The 14899-nt window shown below is 60.3% G+C and carries 18 protein-coding genes; 11 read left to right on the forward strand and 7 right to left on the reverse strand.

The features are described 5' to 3' along the window. Nucleotide 1 precedes the first annotated feature (1 nt). From hisF to tpiA, 7 genes are all read left to right on the forward strand, one after another. Nucleotides 2-763, forward strand: a complete 762-nt coding sequence (gene hisF / locus QXU97_00870) for an imidazole glycerol phosphate synthase subunit HisF (protein ID MEM4035164.1) — start codon at nt 2-4, stop codon at nt 761-763. Further along, nucleotides 760-2040: a histidinol dehydrogenase gene (hisD, locus tag QXU97_00875; GenBank protein ID MEM4035165.1), complete on the forward strand. Its 1281-nt coding sequence runs from the start codon at nt 760-762 to the stop codon at nt 2038-2040. Before hisF ends, hisD begins: the two co-directional genes overlap by 4 nt. Further along, nucleotides 2037-2327 (forward strand): phosphoribosyl-ATP diphosphatase, encoded by a 291-nt coding sequence (hisE, locus tag QXU97_00880; GenBank protein ID MEM4035166.1) that lies wholly within the window; start codon nt 2037-2039, stop codon nt 2325-2327. The genes hisD and hisE overlap by 4 nt, the downstream gene beginning before the upstream one ends. Next, the gene (gene hisH / locus QXU97_00885; GenBank protein MEM4035167.1) at nt 2324-2950 is read left to right on the forward strand and encodes an imidazole glycerol phosphate synthase subunit HisH; all 627 of its coding nucleotides are present in this window, start codon (nt 2324-2326) and stop codon (nt 2948-2950) included. The genes hisE and hisH overlap by 4 nt, the downstream gene beginning before the upstream one ends. Next, nucleotides 2947-3354, forward strand: coding sequence for a phosphoribosyl-AMP cyclohydrolase (gene hisI, locus QXU97_00890; protein ID MEM4035168.1), 408 nt, complete (start codon nt 2947-2949; stop codon nt 3352-3354). The genes hisH and hisI overlap by 4 nt, the downstream gene beginning before the upstream one ends. 399 nt (nt 3355-3753) lie before the next feature. Then, on the forward strand, nt 3754-4857 hold the full coding sequence (fbp, locus tag QXU97_00895; GenBank protein MEM4035169.1) for a fructose-1,6-bisphosphate aldolase/phosphatase: 1104 nt from the start codon (nt 3754-3756) through the stop codon (nt 4855-4857). Between the two features lie 26 nt (nt 4858-4883). Continuing rightward, nucleotides 4884-5585 carry a triose-phosphate isomerase gene (gene tpiA, locus QXU97_00900; GenBank protein ID MEM4035170.1) on the forward strand — a complete coding sequence of 234 codons (702 nt, stop codon included), beginning with the start codon at nt 4884-4886 and terminating at the stop codon, nt 5583-5585. Here tpiA and QXU97_00905 read toward each other — a convergent pair. Then, nucleotides 5565-6353: a 5-formyltetrahydrofolate cyclo-ligase gene (locus QXU97_00905; GenBank protein ID MEM4035171.1), complete on the reverse strand. Its 789-nt coding sequence runs from the start codon at nt 6351-6353 to the stop codon at nt 5565-5567. The two genes, tpiA and QXU97_00905, sit on opposite strands and share 21 nt — an antisense overlap. Nucleotides 6354-6427: 74 nt before the next feature. Here QXU97_00905 and QXU97_00910 point away from each other — a divergent pair, with 74 nt between their 5' ends. Together QXU97_00910 and QXU97_00915 are read left to right on the forward strand one after the other, a co-directional pair. Next, on the forward strand, nt 6428-6829 hold the full coding sequence (locus tag QXU97_00910; GenBank protein MEM4035172.1) for a 6-carboxytetrahydropterin synthase: 402 nt from the start codon (nt 6428-6430) through the stop codon (nt 6827-6829). Between the two features lie 6 nt (nt 6830-6835). Next, nucleotides 6836-7657, forward strand: coding sequence for a GTP cyclohydrolase, FolE2/MptA family (locus QXU97_00915; GenBank protein ID MEM4035173.1), 822 nt, complete (start codon nt 6836-6838; stop codon nt 7655-7657). 57 nt (nt 7658-7714) lie between these two features. Here the strand turns inward: QXU97_00915 and QXU97_00920 are convergent, their stop codons facing one another. The 6 genes from QXU97_00920 to QXU97_00945 form a co-directional block, all read right to left on the reverse strand. Continuing rightward, complete coding sequence (locus QXU97_00920) at nt 7715-9043, reverse strand: pyridoxal-phosphate dependent enzyme (GenBank protein ID MEM4035174.1); 1329 nt, start codon at nt 9041-9043, stop codon at nt 7715-7717. Nucleotides 9044-9083: 40 nt separating this feature from the next. Then, entirely contained in the window at nt 9084-9416 is a 333-nt protein-coding gene (locus tag QXU97_00925) for a helix-turn-helix domain-containing protein (GenBank protein MEM4035175.1), read from the reverse strand. Between the two features lie 276 nt (nt 9417-9692). After that, entirely contained in the window at nt 9693-10910 is a 1218-nt protein-coding gene (locus tag QXU97_00930; GenBank protein MEM4035176.1) for a cysteine desulfurase family protein, read from the reverse strand. Nucleotides 10911-10914: 4 nt separating this feature from the next. Beyond that, the gene (locus QXU97_00935; protein MEM4035177.1) at nt 10915-11169 is read right to left on the reverse strand and encodes a hypothetical protein; all 255 of its coding nucleotides are present in this window, start codon (nt 11167-11169) and stop codon (nt 10915-10917) included. Beyond that, entirely contained in the window at nt 11166-11678 is a 513-nt protein-coding gene (locus QXU97_00940) for an iron-sulfur cluster assembly scaffold protein (protein ID MEM4035178.1), read from the reverse strand. Before QXU97_00940 ends, QXU97_00935 begins: the two co-directional genes overlap by 4 nt. A gap of 41 nt (nt 11679-11719) precedes the next feature. Beyond that, on the reverse strand, nt 11720-12436 hold the full coding sequence (locus tag QXU97_00945) for a queuosine precursor transporter (protein MEM4035179.1): 717 nt from the start codon (nt 12434-12436) through the stop codon (nt 11720-11722). A 301-nt stretch (nt 12437-12737) separates the two neighbouring features. On the opposite strand from QXU97_00945, the gene ilvB reads away from it, so the two are divergent. Further along, the gene (gene ilvB, locus QXU97_00950; protein ID MEM4035180.1) at nt 12738-14435 is read left to right on the forward strand and encodes a biosynthetic-type acetolactate synthase large subunit; all 1698 of its coding nucleotides are present in this window, start codon (nt 12738-12740) and stop codon (nt 14433-14435) included. Beyond that, nucleotides 14410-14898 carry an acetolactate synthase small subunit gene (gene ilvN, locus QXU97_00955; protein MEM4035181.1) on the forward strand — a complete coding sequence of 163 codons (489 nt, stop codon included), beginning with the start codon at nt 14410-14412 and terminating at the stop codon, nt 14896-14898. Before ilvB ends, ilvN begins: the two co-directional genes overlap by 26 nt. Nucleotide 14899 lies beyond the last annotated feature (1 nt).

A 14899-nucleotide genomic window follows, 5' to 3' on the forward strand; every position in this document is an offset into this window, starting at 1 on the left:
GGTGCAACCCGTTAAGCGCGTGATCCCCTGCCTGGACGTACTCCACGGGCGTGTGGTCAAGGGGGTCAGGTTCGGGGATCTGAAACCTGTTGGGGAGCCGAGCGAGCTGGCCGCCACCTACGAGTCTCAGGGGGCAGATGAGTTGGCGCTCCTCGACGTGAGCGCTTCGTTAGAGGGGAGGCTCGCGCTGCTAGACGTCGTAGAGAGGACTCGCGACGTCCTCTCGATCCCCCTAATAGTCGGAGGAGGGGTCAGGCGATTAGAGGATATCAGAGCCCTCCTATTAGCCGGAGCGGATAGAGTCAGCATAAACACCGCAGCCGTCGAGAGGCCCGAGCTGGTTAGAGAGGCCTCCGAGCTCTTTGGGTCGCAGTGCATAGTCGTCGCCATAGACGCCAAGAGATCCGCGGAAGGCGCGTGGGAGGTCTATACGCACGGGGGCCGGAGACCGACTGGGATAGACGCCGTGGAGCACGCTAAGAGGATGTGCGACCTCGGGGCGGGCGAGCTCCTCGTCACGAGCATAGACGCCGATGGTACGAGGGTCGGCTACGACATCGAGCTCCTCAAAGCGATCGTGGAATCGGTCGATATCCCGGTAATAGCCTCGGGTGGAGCCGGGGGGCCCGAGCACATGTTGGAGGCCATCGTGAAGGGCGGGGCCGACGCGGTACTGGCGGCATCGGTCTTCCACTACGGCGAATATACCGTGGCCGACGTGAAGAGATTCCTGAAAGAGAGGGGGGTGAGGGTAAGGCTTTGACTCTGATAGGACCAAAGAGAATCTCCGAGCTCTCGCCGAGCGAGCGCTCTCTACTCATTGAACGCTTCGCGGACCTCGAATCCGTCTCTGAGAAAGTGAGGAAGATCCTTGACGACGTCAGAAGAGGAGGCGACGAGGCTCTCATAAAATATACTGAGCTCTTCGATAAGGTCAAACTGGAGCCGCACCAACTGTTAGTCCACGAGGACGAGATCGAGAGAGCGCGAGACCTCGTCGACGCGAGGCTCCTGCGCTCCTTAGAGCGTGTAGTCGAGGCTCTCGGCAGATTCCACTCGAGGCAGCTACCTCCCCGCGAGCTATGCGTTGAGACCGCGCCCGGCTGCGTCACGAGATTGCTGGCTCTCCCCCTCGACTCTGTCGGCATCTACGTGCCCGGGGGCCTACACCCTTATCCCTCGACAGCTCTCATGCTAGCGGTCCCGGCGAGAGTAGCTGGCGTCAACGAGATCGCCGCCTGCACTCCGCCGCGCAGAGACGGGAGCGTCGATCCGAGCGTGCTCGCGGCTCTGGCCCTGGCGGGAGTCAAGCGCGTGTATAGGGTAGGAGGAGTACAGGCTCTAGCGGCGTTGGCCTTCGGCACGGAGACCGTGAAGCGCGTGGACAAGATAGTTGGGCCGGGCAACGTCTACGTTGCGGCCGCGAAGAGAGAACTCTATGGCAGAGTCGGTGTGGAAATGCTAGCCGGGCCGAGCGAGATAGTGGTGGTGGCTGACGAGTCTGTCGATCCCAAGCTCGTGGTGCTTGACATGCTAGCGCAGCTCGAGCACGGGCCCGGCTCTCTGGCAGCGTTGATCGCGTTGCACGAAGGCCTCGCGAGAAGCGTGAGCGAGGAGTTGAGGAGCTCCCTCTCGAGACTCGGTCTAACGGGAGCTCGTGTCGCGGTGCTCATCGCGGAGAGCGTTGAAGAAGCGGCGCTGTTCGTCAACGAGATCGCCCCCGAGCACGTGGAGTTGCTGCTTGAGCAGCCCGAGGCCCTCGCTTATAAGATCAAGAAGGCGGGCTCGGTGGCTCTAGGACTCAACACGCCGATCGCGTTGTGCGATTACCTCACTGGGGCCAATCACGTCCTCCCCACGAGCGGGGCGGCGCGCTTCAGGGGGGCTCTCACCGTCTATGATTTCCTCTCCTTCGTGCAATTCCAGGAGGCCTCGCCTCAGTGTCTCCGGGAGGCCGCCCCATTCTTAGAGGCCCTGGCCGAGGCCGAGGGCATGAAACTCCACGCTCTCTCCGTGAGAGCTAGGGTGGGGAGCTCTTGAGCTCGGAGATCTTGTTGGAGCTCTGCGAAGTGGTCGAGGAGAGGCTGAGAGAGCCCAGACCCGGTTCCTATACTTCCATGCTCGCCGCTCAGGGTCTCAACGGTATAGCCAAGAAGCTCGGCGAGGAGTGGGTCGAGCTCTTGCTCGCCGCCTCTTCGGGCTCCACCGATGACCTAATCAACGAGGCCGCCGACGTCGTCTACCACATGACGGTTCTACTAGCTCGTCGCGGAGTATGTTGGAGAGAGGTGCTAACGGAGCTGGAGCGCAGGAGGCGTGAGAGATGAAGAGGGTCGCTCTCATTGACTACGGGGTCGGGAACATTGCCTCTATAGCGTTGGCTTTGCAGCGAGTGGGGGCCTTTGTCGAGATAGTTCGAGACCCGGCGAGCGCCTCTCAGATCAGCTCGAGCTGCCTCGTATTACCGGGCCAGGGCACCTTCGCTGCGGCAGTTCGCTGGCTCGAGCGCGGAGGGGTAAGGCTCGTGGAGAGGCTTCTCGAGAGGGGAGCGTCGCTCCTGGGCATATGCCTAGGTCTTCAACTGCTCTTCGAGGAAAGCGAGGAGGGGCCAGGCCGAGGACTCGGACTGCTGAGGGGTAGAGTAGCTCGCCTGCCTCGAGGCTGCAAGAGGATACACATCGGCTGGAGCGCTATCGAGGTGGTCAGGCGCGATTGCCCTCTTCTCGAAGGGATAGAGTCGGGCCAAATGTTCTATTTCGCCCACTCTTATCGTGCCCACGCCGAAGACCCGGAGCACGTCGCCGCCACAACGAGCTACTGCGGAGTTGAGTTCCCCAGCGTGATCTGGAAAGGTTCAATTTACGGAACGCAGTTCCACCCCGAGAAGAGCGGCTCAATTGGGCTGAGGCTCCTCGAGAACTTCGCTGAACTCTGCGGTGACGACGCTTGAGCCTAAGGCTCAGCAGAGAGGAGGCGGAGAGGATAGCCGACCTCCTGGACTACAAGCGCGGAGGCTTCGTCGTGGCCGTGGCTCAAGATGTCGAGAGCGGCGCCGTCCTGATGGTAGGTTTCATGACGAGAGAGGCGGTGATCGCGACCCTGACCTCCGGCTACGCGCACTATTGGAGCACGTCACGAGGGAGGCTGTGGATGAAAGGGGAGACCTCGGGCAATGTCCAGGAGCTCGTGGACTTCATCGTTGATTGCGACGGCGACGCGGTCTTATTGAAGGTGAGACAACGCGGGGCAGCCTGTCACACGGGGAGTTTCTCCTGCTTCTATCGTCCCACGAGAGAGCTCCTACGAGGGTCTTTGCGCTGGGGTCCGAGCTCTAGGTCTGAGTCCTCGCTCTAGCTTGGCAAAGAGCAACTGTTTCACGAGGCTAGCTTTACTGAGCAGGGGACTGCACAGCCTCCTGCAATACAGGAGGGCCTCCCGCTCACTAGCTTGATAGACTTCCATAGAATACTCCACGCAGGCCTCCATGCAATAGCCGTATAATCTCTTCTTCGGACTCATCTCGCTTCTCGAGCTTCTCTGCGCGGCTGGAGTTTATAACAAGTTGCACGGTCAAATTAAGTCGATAGTCGAATGAGGTCCCCTCGACACCTTTTTCAAAGGCGCCTCACGGCTCCGTGACGCTCCAGCTCTTCGACTAGAACAATGAGAAGCCACGGTGAGAGGCCTTAGCGTCACGCGTTGAGCCGTTAAGCTTTTCAGAGACGCTCTCCCAGGCCACCGAGGTCGAGACTCTTGGGTCGAAAGACCACCTTGAGCGTCATCAAGGCCGATGTCGGGAGCCTCGCTGGCCATCACGTCGTTCACCCGGATCTCCTAGCTACTGCCACGAGAGTTCTCGCCGAGGGAAGGGAGGAGGGCATCATCGAAGACTTCTACGTGACGAACGTAGGCGACGATCTCCAGCTAATAATGACTCACTTCAGGGGCGTGGACAACAGCGAAGTCCACGGCCTGGCCTGGAGGGCGTTCCAAGAGGCGACCAAGGTAGCGAAGGAGCTAGGCCTCTACGGCGCTGGTCAGGACCTACTCAGCGACGCCTTCTCCGGGAACGTGCGAGGCTTAGGGCCCGGCGTAGCGGAAATGGAGTTTGTCGAGAGACCGAGCGAGCCCGTGGTCGTATTCATGGCCGACAAAACCGAGCCTGGCGCCTTTAATCTGCCCTTCTATAGGATCTTCGCCGACCCATTCAACACAGCCGGCCTCGTCATCGATCCGAAGCTCCACGAGGGCTTCAAGTTCGAGGTTCTAGACCTCATAGAGCACAAGGTCTACGAGCTCAACGCGCCCGAGGACTCCTACGATATTCTGGCTCTCATAGGGACTCCGGGCAGGTTTACTGTTAAGAGGATCCATAGAAGAGCAGACGGCGAGATTGCTGCCGTCGTGAGCAGCGAGAGATTGAGCCTCATAGCCGGGCGCTACGTGGGCAAGGACGATCCCGTAGCCGTGGCGAGGGCTCAGGCCGGCTTCCCGGCGCTTGGAGAGCTCCTCGAGCCCTTCGCGTTTCCCCACCTCGTGGCGGGCTGGATGCGAGGCAGCCACCACGGACCTCTGATGCCGGTCTCTCAGAAAGACGCCAGACCCACTAGATTCGATGGGCCTCCGCGAATCGTCGCTCTGGGCTTCAACGTGAAGGACGGCAAATTGATAGGACCAGCCGATCTATTCGACGACCCGGCATTCGATGAGGCTCGTCGACAGGCCCTATTGATAGCGGATTACATGAGGAGGCACGGGCCATTCATGCCTCACAGGCTCGGGCCCGAGGAGATGGAATATACTACTCTACCTCAGGTGCTGAAGAAGCTGGCAGCAAGAGCACGCCCGGCCGCGTGACCGTCTAGAGCTGGTAGCTAGATTCGGTGCGAGGGTTGCCGGCGCGGAACCCAATATTGATCCTAAACTACAAGACCTTTTCCTCGGGGCTAGGTCAGAGCGGGCTCGCCATAGCTCGGGGCGCCGAGCGCGCTTCGAGAGAGTGGGGGGTGGCGATTATGGTGGCCGTGCCTTACACAATGATTCACAGAATCGCCAGCTCCGTCGAGATTCCCGTTCTGGCTCAACACGTCGACCCGGTGGAGCCAGGCAGGGGCACAGGCTACGTGACGGTCGAGGCCGTGCGCGAGGCCGGCGGCAGAGGCAGCCTCGTGAATCACAGCGAGCGTAAGCTCGCGCTGAGCGAGTCCCAGAGGGTCATAGAGCTCCTCCGAGCCAGCTCGTTGACCAGCGTAGCTTGTGGAGATACCCCTCGCGCTGCGGCGGCTATGGCGTTGCTCGGAGCCGACATCGTGGCCGTCGAGCCGCCCGAGCTCATAGGCACTGGGATAGCCGTGTCGAGGGCGAGGCCCGAGGTCGTGACGAACTCTATAGAGCTCATTCGGGGAGAGCTGAAGCTCGCTCTCCCGATACTAGTTGGAGCAGGTGTAGTGAGCGAGGAGGATTGCAGGAGAGCGATCGAGCTGGGAGCCGACGGAGTGCTCGTGGCCAGCGCCGTCATGAACGCCAAGGATCCTCTCTCCAAGATAAACGAGCTATGTCGCGGCTTAACGAGCTCGCCTCGGTGAGATCCTCTCTAGCTCTGCGAGAATTGGGATCCTCGCCCTCATCTCGTCATCGACGCATTCCCAGAGCACTCCGAGAGGTCTAATCGCGGCTCTATCGCATCTCAGCAGCCTCGAGTTCGTGGCTATGATATCTACGGGAACGTCCCAGGGGTCCTGCGGTAACTCGATCTCCAGGAGTTGCATTTCGTGCACTGTGGTGGCTATCGGCGTCGAATCATCGACTAGCTCCAATTCTCGAAGCACCGCGAATTCGAGCTCGCCGTAGCCTTCCCCCTTACCCAACCTCTCTCCTCTCTTGTTTACGGCCACACTTCCCTCCACGATGAGGTCCACGCGTCCCAGCGATCTCAGCTCGCCGAGCGAGATCCTCCGCCCATACTTGAACGACCCGGCTATTGTCGCCGCGCGGTCGATCTCTCGACGCGTGAGACGAGAGGGTTCCAGTAGAATGAATCCCTCCCGCAGCCTGGGCGTGGGAACGACCAGAGTCTTGCCTTCTAAGAGGGTAGCTCGTCTGACGTGCTTCTGCGGGGAATCCGGGTTGACCTTCACCGTCTCGGCCCGCTGCCACTCGGGCGTGGAGAGGAGAGCGAGAGCCGCCCTCTCCGCTCCAATGAAGTTGGGTATCCTCCCGCGAACTGGTCTAGGCGGTGCCGTCACGCCAGCCTCCTCGAGCGCTCTCCAGACGCTCTCGCGGATCTCGGCCTTGAGCCTCTTGATCTCCTCGTTGCGCTTGCAAAGTGAGCCCAAACGAGAGTCACCGACCAAGTCTCTCGCCCTCCACTTGAGCTCCCTCGAAGATAATTACCTTCTCTCGCAACTAACTCGCCGAGGAGCTCTCCATGCCGACCGTCGGACTGAGAGGCTTAAAGTTCGACGCCGCACACTACACGTCCGGCTCGAGTTCCAAGTGCGGTAATCTACACGGACATACCTTCAAAGTGACCGTCGAGGTCGAGAGGCCTATAGACCCTGAGACGGGTATGGTGCTCGATTTCGATTTCTTGAGACGCGTCGTGGTGGATGTGCTCTCAGAATACGACCACAAAGTTCTCCTGCCATCGTCGGGAGCTCGAAAGCTCGAGTGCCTCGACCGGGGCGAGGTCAAGCTTCTCAAGTACCCCCACGCGACGACGGAATACATAGCCATGGAATTAGCCGAGGAAATTAGCAGAAGACTGGGGACTCGAGTGCGGCTCGAGCTGCAAGAGGGCGAAGGAGGCTATGTCCGCGTGGAGGTGTGAGCCGCGGTGAGCTCGAAGTCGGTTCCGGATGTGCACTCGGAGAGTCCCGAGCACCCCGTGGCTCTGAACCTCGTCGGCCTCAGCCGCTACCCTGTGCTGCTGCGCTTCGAGTCGAGCAGAGGCTCTTGCAGCGAGAGCCCCGGTCTCGCGGAGGCTCACGTCGATCTGCCGGCTCACGTGCGCGGACTGCACGCCTCTAGGACCTCGAGAGCTCTGCGCGAGGTACTCTACGAGAAGGGGGATTGCCGCCGATTAGAGGAGCAGGCCCTCCTTGCAGCGGAGAGGCTGCTCGACTTGCACGAGTATTCTAGCAGAGCTCTTGTGAGACTACGCTCGCGCTTGATAATCGGTGACCAGGCCATCGACGTCTCGGGCGGAGCGATCGTTGATCGACGAGGCGAGAGAGTCGTGAGCCTCGGCGTGTCCTTCGAAGGCCTGACCTCCTGTCCCTCGGCTCGGGAGATCTTCGCCTACTTCGAGGGGCTCGACAGGAATAAAGCACCGACGCACACTCAGAGAGCGAGGCTGACAGTGGATCTCGAGTTCGTAGATGGTCTCCTCGCCATTACCCCCGTCGAGCTCTACGAGATGCTCGCGAGGGTCTTCGTCAAGCTGCCGGCTGGCTCCTTGAGCAGGGTAGAGGAGTACGAGGTGGTGAAGAGTCTCGTCGAGAGGGCGCTGTTCGCCGAAGACGTGGCCAGGAGAGCGGCCAAGATCATCGAAGAGGGCTTCGCCGGCTCGAGGCGAGGGCGCGCCCACATTGTGGTGAGGGCCGAGGAGTCCGTGCACAGCTACGACCTCCTCGCCTCGACTCTCGTTCAATTTTGAGTCGACAGAGAAGGGCAAGCGATTCACGTCTCGAAGCGCGAAAGCGAGAGAGCGTTCTCAACATAAGCCAGCGGGCGCTCGCTCGCGCGCGGTGAAATGTCTCTCGAAGTATTCGACGTATTTGAAACCCGAGTCGGGGAAGATCAAGACGTAGGCGCCAGGTCCATCACGCCGCGAGACTTCCTCGAACGCTTTCACGACGGCGCCCGAGCTCAGCCCAACGATTAGGCCGTCGCCCCGCGCGACGCGTAGCGCTCCTTCTATCGCCTCGGCCTGAGTTACGTCGACTATCTCGTCGAACTCGACCCAGTGTATCCACTTCATCCCTGTCTCCTTCCTCCTTATCCCCGGTATGGTCTCGCCAACCGCGGGCTGCACCCCCACGACCTTCACGTCTCTGTACTTGCTCTTGAAGTAAAGCGCCAGAGCGCTCATGTGGCCGGACGTGCCTATCCCCCCTATGACGTGAGTGGGCCTCAGCCCCACCGAGGCCAACTGCTCGTCGAGCTCTCTGGCTGTTTGCTTGAGATGCACCTCCAGATTAGCGTCGTTCTCGAACTGATTCAAGTGGACCGCGCCGTCTCGCTTAGAAACTTCCTCGACTTCTCTCACAGCCTCAATGGTCAGGTTGACTGGGACCCTGACCACATCCGCTCCCAGGACCCTCAGGAAGACGTCGGAGGCTCTCTGGATCGTCTGCGGAATGAAGAGTTTGACCCTCGCCCCCAGCACGTTGCCTATCGCCGTCAGGGCTATCCCAGTATTCGTCGAGGTGGCCTCGTAGAGCGCGCCTCTCAGCGTCCCCTCTCTCAGCGCCCTCATCATCATGGACCAGCCTATCCTGTCCTTGACGCTATTGCTGAAGGGATTGTAGCACTCGAGCTTGGCCCAAGCTTGGACCTCGCCCGAGGAGAGGGACCTCAGCCTCACCAGCGGCGTGGGCCAGCCGCGATAAAGGAGCTCCAACGTGCTTTCATACACTCTGAGCCTGAGGCGCGGGCTCTGCTCCTCGGGCAGCCTCAGCCTCTCTAGCTCGACTGGCGAGATCCTCGGGAGCTCTCTGCGAAAACGCACATTGACCTCTTCCGGTGCGAGCTTGGGCCCGAGGAGAGCTGCTCTGGCTATCCTCGAGAGCGACGAGGGCTCGGCCTCCACGTCCGAGAGGTCCACCTCAATCGTAGGCGCGAGGTCCGCGGCCAATAGCTCCAGAGCGCGCAGGACTTCGAAGCCGCCCAGGACTATCATCGAGGAGCTCTCCGCGATCACGGGCTGATCGACCACGCCAGTTCCCACTATGGAGCGGTAGATGGGGAGAGCGCGGCTCAGGGGGACCTCGACGGGCGACTTGAGGGCCCGGATCGGCACCAGGGATGGTTTCGTCGACAACGATGGTCCCTCCACCGGAAGCACTCCAAGAGGTGAGGGCTCACAGCGTCTTCTCGCCGACCATTATTGGCGCGCATTTTTTCCTGAAGGTCATGCAAACGTCGCACATGTCGACGACTTTGCCCAAGTTAATGGCGTCGGCTACCCTTCTAATGATCTCGGAGGCCTCGTTGCTTTTCTCGATCTCGCTCAGACCGCGTATTCTCCTCTTGCCCTTGAGCACGTAGTTCAGCAGAGGCTGAGAGATCCCAACGAGCTTTGCAGCTTCGGTCTGGCTGTAGCCGTATTTGTTTATCAGCTCCTTGGCCACGGCGACTCTTATGGCGGTGGCGCACCTCTTCAGGTAGAGCTCGCAGAACGAGCGCGTGAGCATGTTCTCAGCTCTATTACTTGTCTTCTATTGTTCGAGCCTTATCTTAGTTATGGTCAGCTCGTAGCAGCCCTCTTTCTTTTTTACCTCGACTGAGCCGAGGCCTCCTTAGGCTACACACTCTCTGTTATGAGCTAGACGCATTCTTTCTCGTCTGTCAGAACCTTCAGAGCGTCGCCGTAGTCCATTCGAGCGAGTCTCCTCTCCTGACAACCTTGACGAGCGGAGCAGGGCATTCCTCGCCACGCAGGTCGAGCGTCTCCGTCGACCTCGACTCACCTACGCGGGGCTAATGCTCCTCAGTCTCGCGACGGCCCGCCGCAGGACGTCGAGCGCGTAGTCTACGTCCTCGTCCTCGTGATAGCGGGAGACCTTCATCAGCAGGCTACCGTGCGCTTCCTCGTGTCTCCTGCCTATGGCCAGCAGGACGTGGCTGGGCTCCAGGATCCTGCTGGTGCAGGCGCTCCCGCTCGATACGTAGACGCCATTTAAGCTGAGCTCTACGCTGAGCGCCTCGCCCTCTACTCTGAGGAAGCTCGCGTTGACGTTGTCCGGAGCTCTCTTCTCTCCGAGGGGACCGTTTACGAGGGTCTCGTCGATCGTCTCGAGGATCCCGCGCAGCATCTTGTCCCTGAGGGTCCTCATCTTCGACGCGTTGCCGTCGAGATCACGGAAGGCTAGCTCGATAGCGCGCTTGAAGCCAGCCACTAGGGGGACGTTCTCGACGCCGGGCCAGAGCTTCTCTCCACTGAGCTGCCCGCGGAGCGGAGACTCTAGGGATACCCCGGGCCGCGCGTAGAGCACCCCAACTCCCCGCGGCCCATGTATCTTGTGCGAGCTGAGCGTGAGCATGTCTACTCCAAGCTTCTCTACATCGATGGACAGCCTGCCGTATGCGTCGGCCGCGTCCATGTGGAAGACGGCATCGGGGTTCGCGCTCTTCACCACATCGACCAGTTCTTTGATCCTCTGGATCGTGCCTATTTCGTGGTTGACGAGTTGCACGCTGACCAACGCGACGTCTCTGCTCACGTAGTATTTGAGGATCTCGGGATCCACGAAGCCCTCGCCGTCGACAGGGACTCGGACCACCTTAGTCCCAAGAAGCTCCGAAGCCAGCTCCGCGGGGAATATGACGCTCAGGTGCTCAACCGCGGACACCAATACTCTGCCGCCTCTCTTCCTATTGGCCAAGAGGTAGCCCAACACCGCCAGGTTGTTCGCCTCAGTCCCGCTGTGAGTGAAATTTATCGCCTCGTAAGACTCTGCTCCTATGGTCTCGGCGATCAGCTCCTTAGTCGAGAGCAGCAGCTCTTGCGCCTCCCAGCCCGGTCTGTGCGTTATCGATGGGTGGCCGTAGCCCCGCTCGTTGAAGTAGGGGAGCATCGCGTCAATTACTTCTCGCGGGACCCAGCCGCTGTTCTCGAGGTCGAAGTACACCTCGCGCTCCGGTCTGCCGTGGGCCTCGAGTAACGCTCGAACCTTCTCGCTGGCCATGACCTCAACCTCCTCCCCCAGCTCTCCTAGCCTCGATTCTCAGCCAGTCCTCCACTCGTTCGACCCGCACCATCGCGTAGCCTGCGCTCTTCAGATACATCTCAACGACCTCGAGGGGTAGGTCGCTGGGATTCACGAGCACTGTGAGCTCGGCCACCCCCTCCTCCCTGCTCGCGCGGATCCGAGTCGCTAGAGCATAGACCGGGTGATCTGTGCAGCTCTTGCCCCCGCTTCTGAGGTCCAGCGTCCTAGAGGTCAAGTTTTTTCCCCCTCGGCCGACGCGCTCCGCCGCAGAAGCCTCTCCATCAGCTCCTCCTCGAGAGCCTGCTTCTCCTCTTGGGTCAGCTCGGAGGGGAGCCACGCCGGTCTGGAGCCCGCGCGCCTCTCGAAGTAAGTCCTAATGGCTCTCTTGAGGGCGCCCACCGCCAAGATGCTGCAATGATATTTTATCGGGGGCAGCCCGCCCAGTTCGTTGGAGATTTCCCTCCACGAGATCCTCCAGGCTTCCTCCAGGCCACGCCCGGCGACCTTCTCCGTCAATATGCTCGCCGCCGCTATGTTCGCGGCGCACCCGTAGCTCTCGAAGGTCACGCGCTCTATCTTCTCTCCCCGAGGATCCACCTTGAGATAGAGCTTTATCATGTCGCCGCATGCCGGGCTCCCGGCCGTGGCGACTACGTCAGCGTCCTCCATCGGTCCAGCGTTCAACGGCTTCCGGAAGAGCTCCAGCACTTTGGGGCCGTAGGGTAGAGGGACCCTAGTGCTCACTGCTATCTCCTAACACTGTTATAGATGCCGCGTTATTATATCTATTTGTTGCCTTCGAGCGATCGACCCTCGAGAGGGCGAAGCGCTCCCTCGACCGCGCGCCTGAAGATATAGACTGCGAGCAGATTCAGAGGTACGAAGGCGAGCTTCACGGAGCTCAGCCCCACGATTATATCCAAGAGCACGTCGCTGGGCAGAGCGCCATAGAAGGCTATCGGGGTGAATACGAGCGTGTCGATTATCAGCGCGAAGGGGTCGCTGTAGAGGGTCCTCGCCCACCACACTCTCCTATATCTGTGGGTCACGTAGGCGTTGAAGAGCTCGGCCGCGAGATACGCCACGGGGCTCGCCACAGCCACCCTAGCTGAGATGGCCAGGAAGGCGTTGACCGCCTCCTCGCTCACCCACTCCGGGCTAGGCGTCTTGATCGTTGAGAGGTTCGAGACGGTCAGGAGAACCTGGAGAAGGAATCCCGAGAATATGACCTGCCTGGCCACGCTGAGGCCCGCCGATATTACTATGGCGTCCATTAGGGCCACCGTTGCTACGAAGGCGATATTGCCTCCAGGTACGGTCAAGCCCAAGAAGTAAGTGTACTTCGGGGAGAGATACTGGCAGATCACGTAGCTCCCTATGTAAAACGAGACGAGAGGGTGAACGCTCCTGTAGCGCCTCACGAGCGGAACGACGAGCATCAACATGATCGAATAGTAAACTAGCGCTAGGATCGGCTGATTGAGGTCGCGCCAAATCTCCAAGGCGGCCCGCCTCGATGAGGGCGTGAAGCGTGAGCTCGGCGGAGACAAAATAGTCTTCTTTTTAATCCGGCGCGTGCGAGTTGAGCCGCATCTCCGCTTTATAGCCGTTTCTCGAGAAGACGGGCTCGAGGCTGCGCGAAAACGTTAAATTCGCATTGCACCTAGAGCGTAGGGGTGCCCGGGGGGTGGCGGAGGACCTCCAATTGGAAGTAGCGAGGCGGAGAGGAGGCTAGCGCCTCGAGCTCCTTCTAGCGAACCCTGCGAGACGCGAGACGTCCTCCCGGGCGGAGCGCGATGAGAATTGATCTCGGGAGCGAGAGCTCTAGTCGAGTCTCTCGAGAGGCTCAAGGTGAGAGTAGTCTTCGGGGTCCCCGGCGGCGCGGTGCTTCCTCTCTACGACTCTCTACTTGAATCCAATATCAGGCACGTGCTCGCTCGCCACGAGCAACAGGCGGCACACATGGCCGATGGATACGCCAGAGCGGGCGGGCGCCTCGGAGTCTGCATAGCCACCTCGGGTCCAGGAGCCATGAACCTCGTGACGGGTCTGGCCACGGCCTATATGGACAGCTCGCCCATTCTAGCGATAACGGGTCAGGTCGCGAGGCACCTCATAGGTCGAGACGCGTTCCAAGAGGCCGATACGGTCGGCGTGGTCACGCCGATAACCAAATACGCATTCCAAGCGCGAGCCGCTAGAGAGATACCGTCGATAATAAAGACGGCTGCCGAAGTGGCGACTACGAGGAGACCGGGCCCGGTCCTAGTCGACGTCCCTGTCGACGTTCAGAGAGAGTTAGCCGATGAGAGTGAGTTCGACGACGGACCATATCTTGCGGGCTATGACCCTAACCCGCCAGAGCTCGACCGAGAGAGTGTGAGAAGAGCGGCGGCCGCTTTGGCTGAGGCCGAGAGGCCCCTAATATTGGCCGGGGGAGGAGTCGTGGCCTCGGGTGCTCACGAGGAGCTAAGAGCGCTCGCCGAAATGCTGGGAGCGCCCGTCGCCACGACTCTCATGGGCAAGGGAGCGTTTCCCGAGGACCATCCGCTGGCCCTCGGCATGATAGGGATGCACGGGAGACCGAGCGCCAATGTCGCCGTGAACGAGTGCGACGTCCTGCTGGCCGTTGGGACTAGATTCTCTGATAGGAGCACGGGCAAGCTAGACGAGTTCGCTAAGCAGGCCCTCAAGATTCACATAGATGTGGACTCCTCGGAGATAAATAAGAACGTGCGAGTCGACGTGGGAATAACGGCCGACGCCAAGGAGGCCCTCTCCGCGCTCTTGAAGGAGCTCTCGAGACTCGCCAAGAGAGGAGCGAGTGAAGCCTGGAGAGCGAGGCTCGGCGGTCTCCGCGAGGTCCTGAGCACGAGAAGCTCCGGAGAATTGGACCCCCCCTCGGTGATAAAGCTCATAGAGTCGACGCTCGATCCGGGCCGTCTCATTGTGACCACCGGCGTCGGCCAGAACCAGATGTGGGCGGCTCTATACTTCACCGCTAAGCACCCTAGAACCTTCATCACGTCGGGTGGGCTCGGGACCATGGGTTTCGGATTACCGGCCGCGATTGGAGCTAAAGTAGCGAGGCCCGACAAGATCGTGGTTGATATAGATGGCGACGGGAGCTTCCTGATGACCGCTCAGGCCTTGGCCACTTCGGTCTCCGAGAACATCCAAGTGATAGCGGTGGTCCTCAAGAACGACGCGCTAGGCATGGTGAGGCAGTGGCAACATCTATTCTACGCGAGAAGATTCATTGCGACGGACTTTGAGCGGTCCCACGACTTCGTCAAGCTGGCCGAGGCCTTCGGGGCCGAGGGGGTGAGGGTGGAGAGCTTAGGGGAGCTCGAGAGGGCTCTGAGAAGAGCTGCCGGTAACGAAGTCACCACCGTCATCGAGGTGCCCATCTCGAGAGAGGAGAGAGTCTTTCCCATGGTCTTCCCGGGCAGGTCTCTACGCGAGGTGATGATCGATGAACGGCAGAGACTCCTCTTCTAAAGCCATAGTAGCCGTGGTCGAGGACAGGCCCGGCGTGCTGTACAGGGTGAGCTCTAGCATTAGAAGGAGAGGAATCAACATAGACTCTATGAACGTCTCACCCATCGGGAACTCGGGCTTTTCCAAGATGGTCTTCATAGTGAGGGCGGAGGAAGAGACCGCGGAGCATCTCGTCAAGAGCATAGCCAAGACCCCCAGCGTCCTATCGGTCGAGCTCCTAGAACTCGGAGAGAGCGTGGTCAGAGAACTGGCGCTCCTGAAGGTCGCGGTCCACGGTAAGAGGCGCGAGGTCGTCGAGGTCTTGAGGCGCTGCGATGCCAAGGTGCTCATCGATGAAGGAGAGACCCTGATCGCCGAAGTCGTCGGAGCCCCAGAAGAGTTAAATGCCGTGGTTGAATTGCTGGATAGCCTAGCGGTCCTTTTGGACGTGTCGAGGAGCGGGCCGCTCGCTCTGAGGAGGTGAA

The sequence above is a fragment of the Fervidicoccaceae archaeon genome (assembly GCA_038878695.1).
GTDB lineage: Archaea > Thermoproteota > Thermoprotei_A > Sulfolobales > Fervidicoccaceae > JAVZVD01.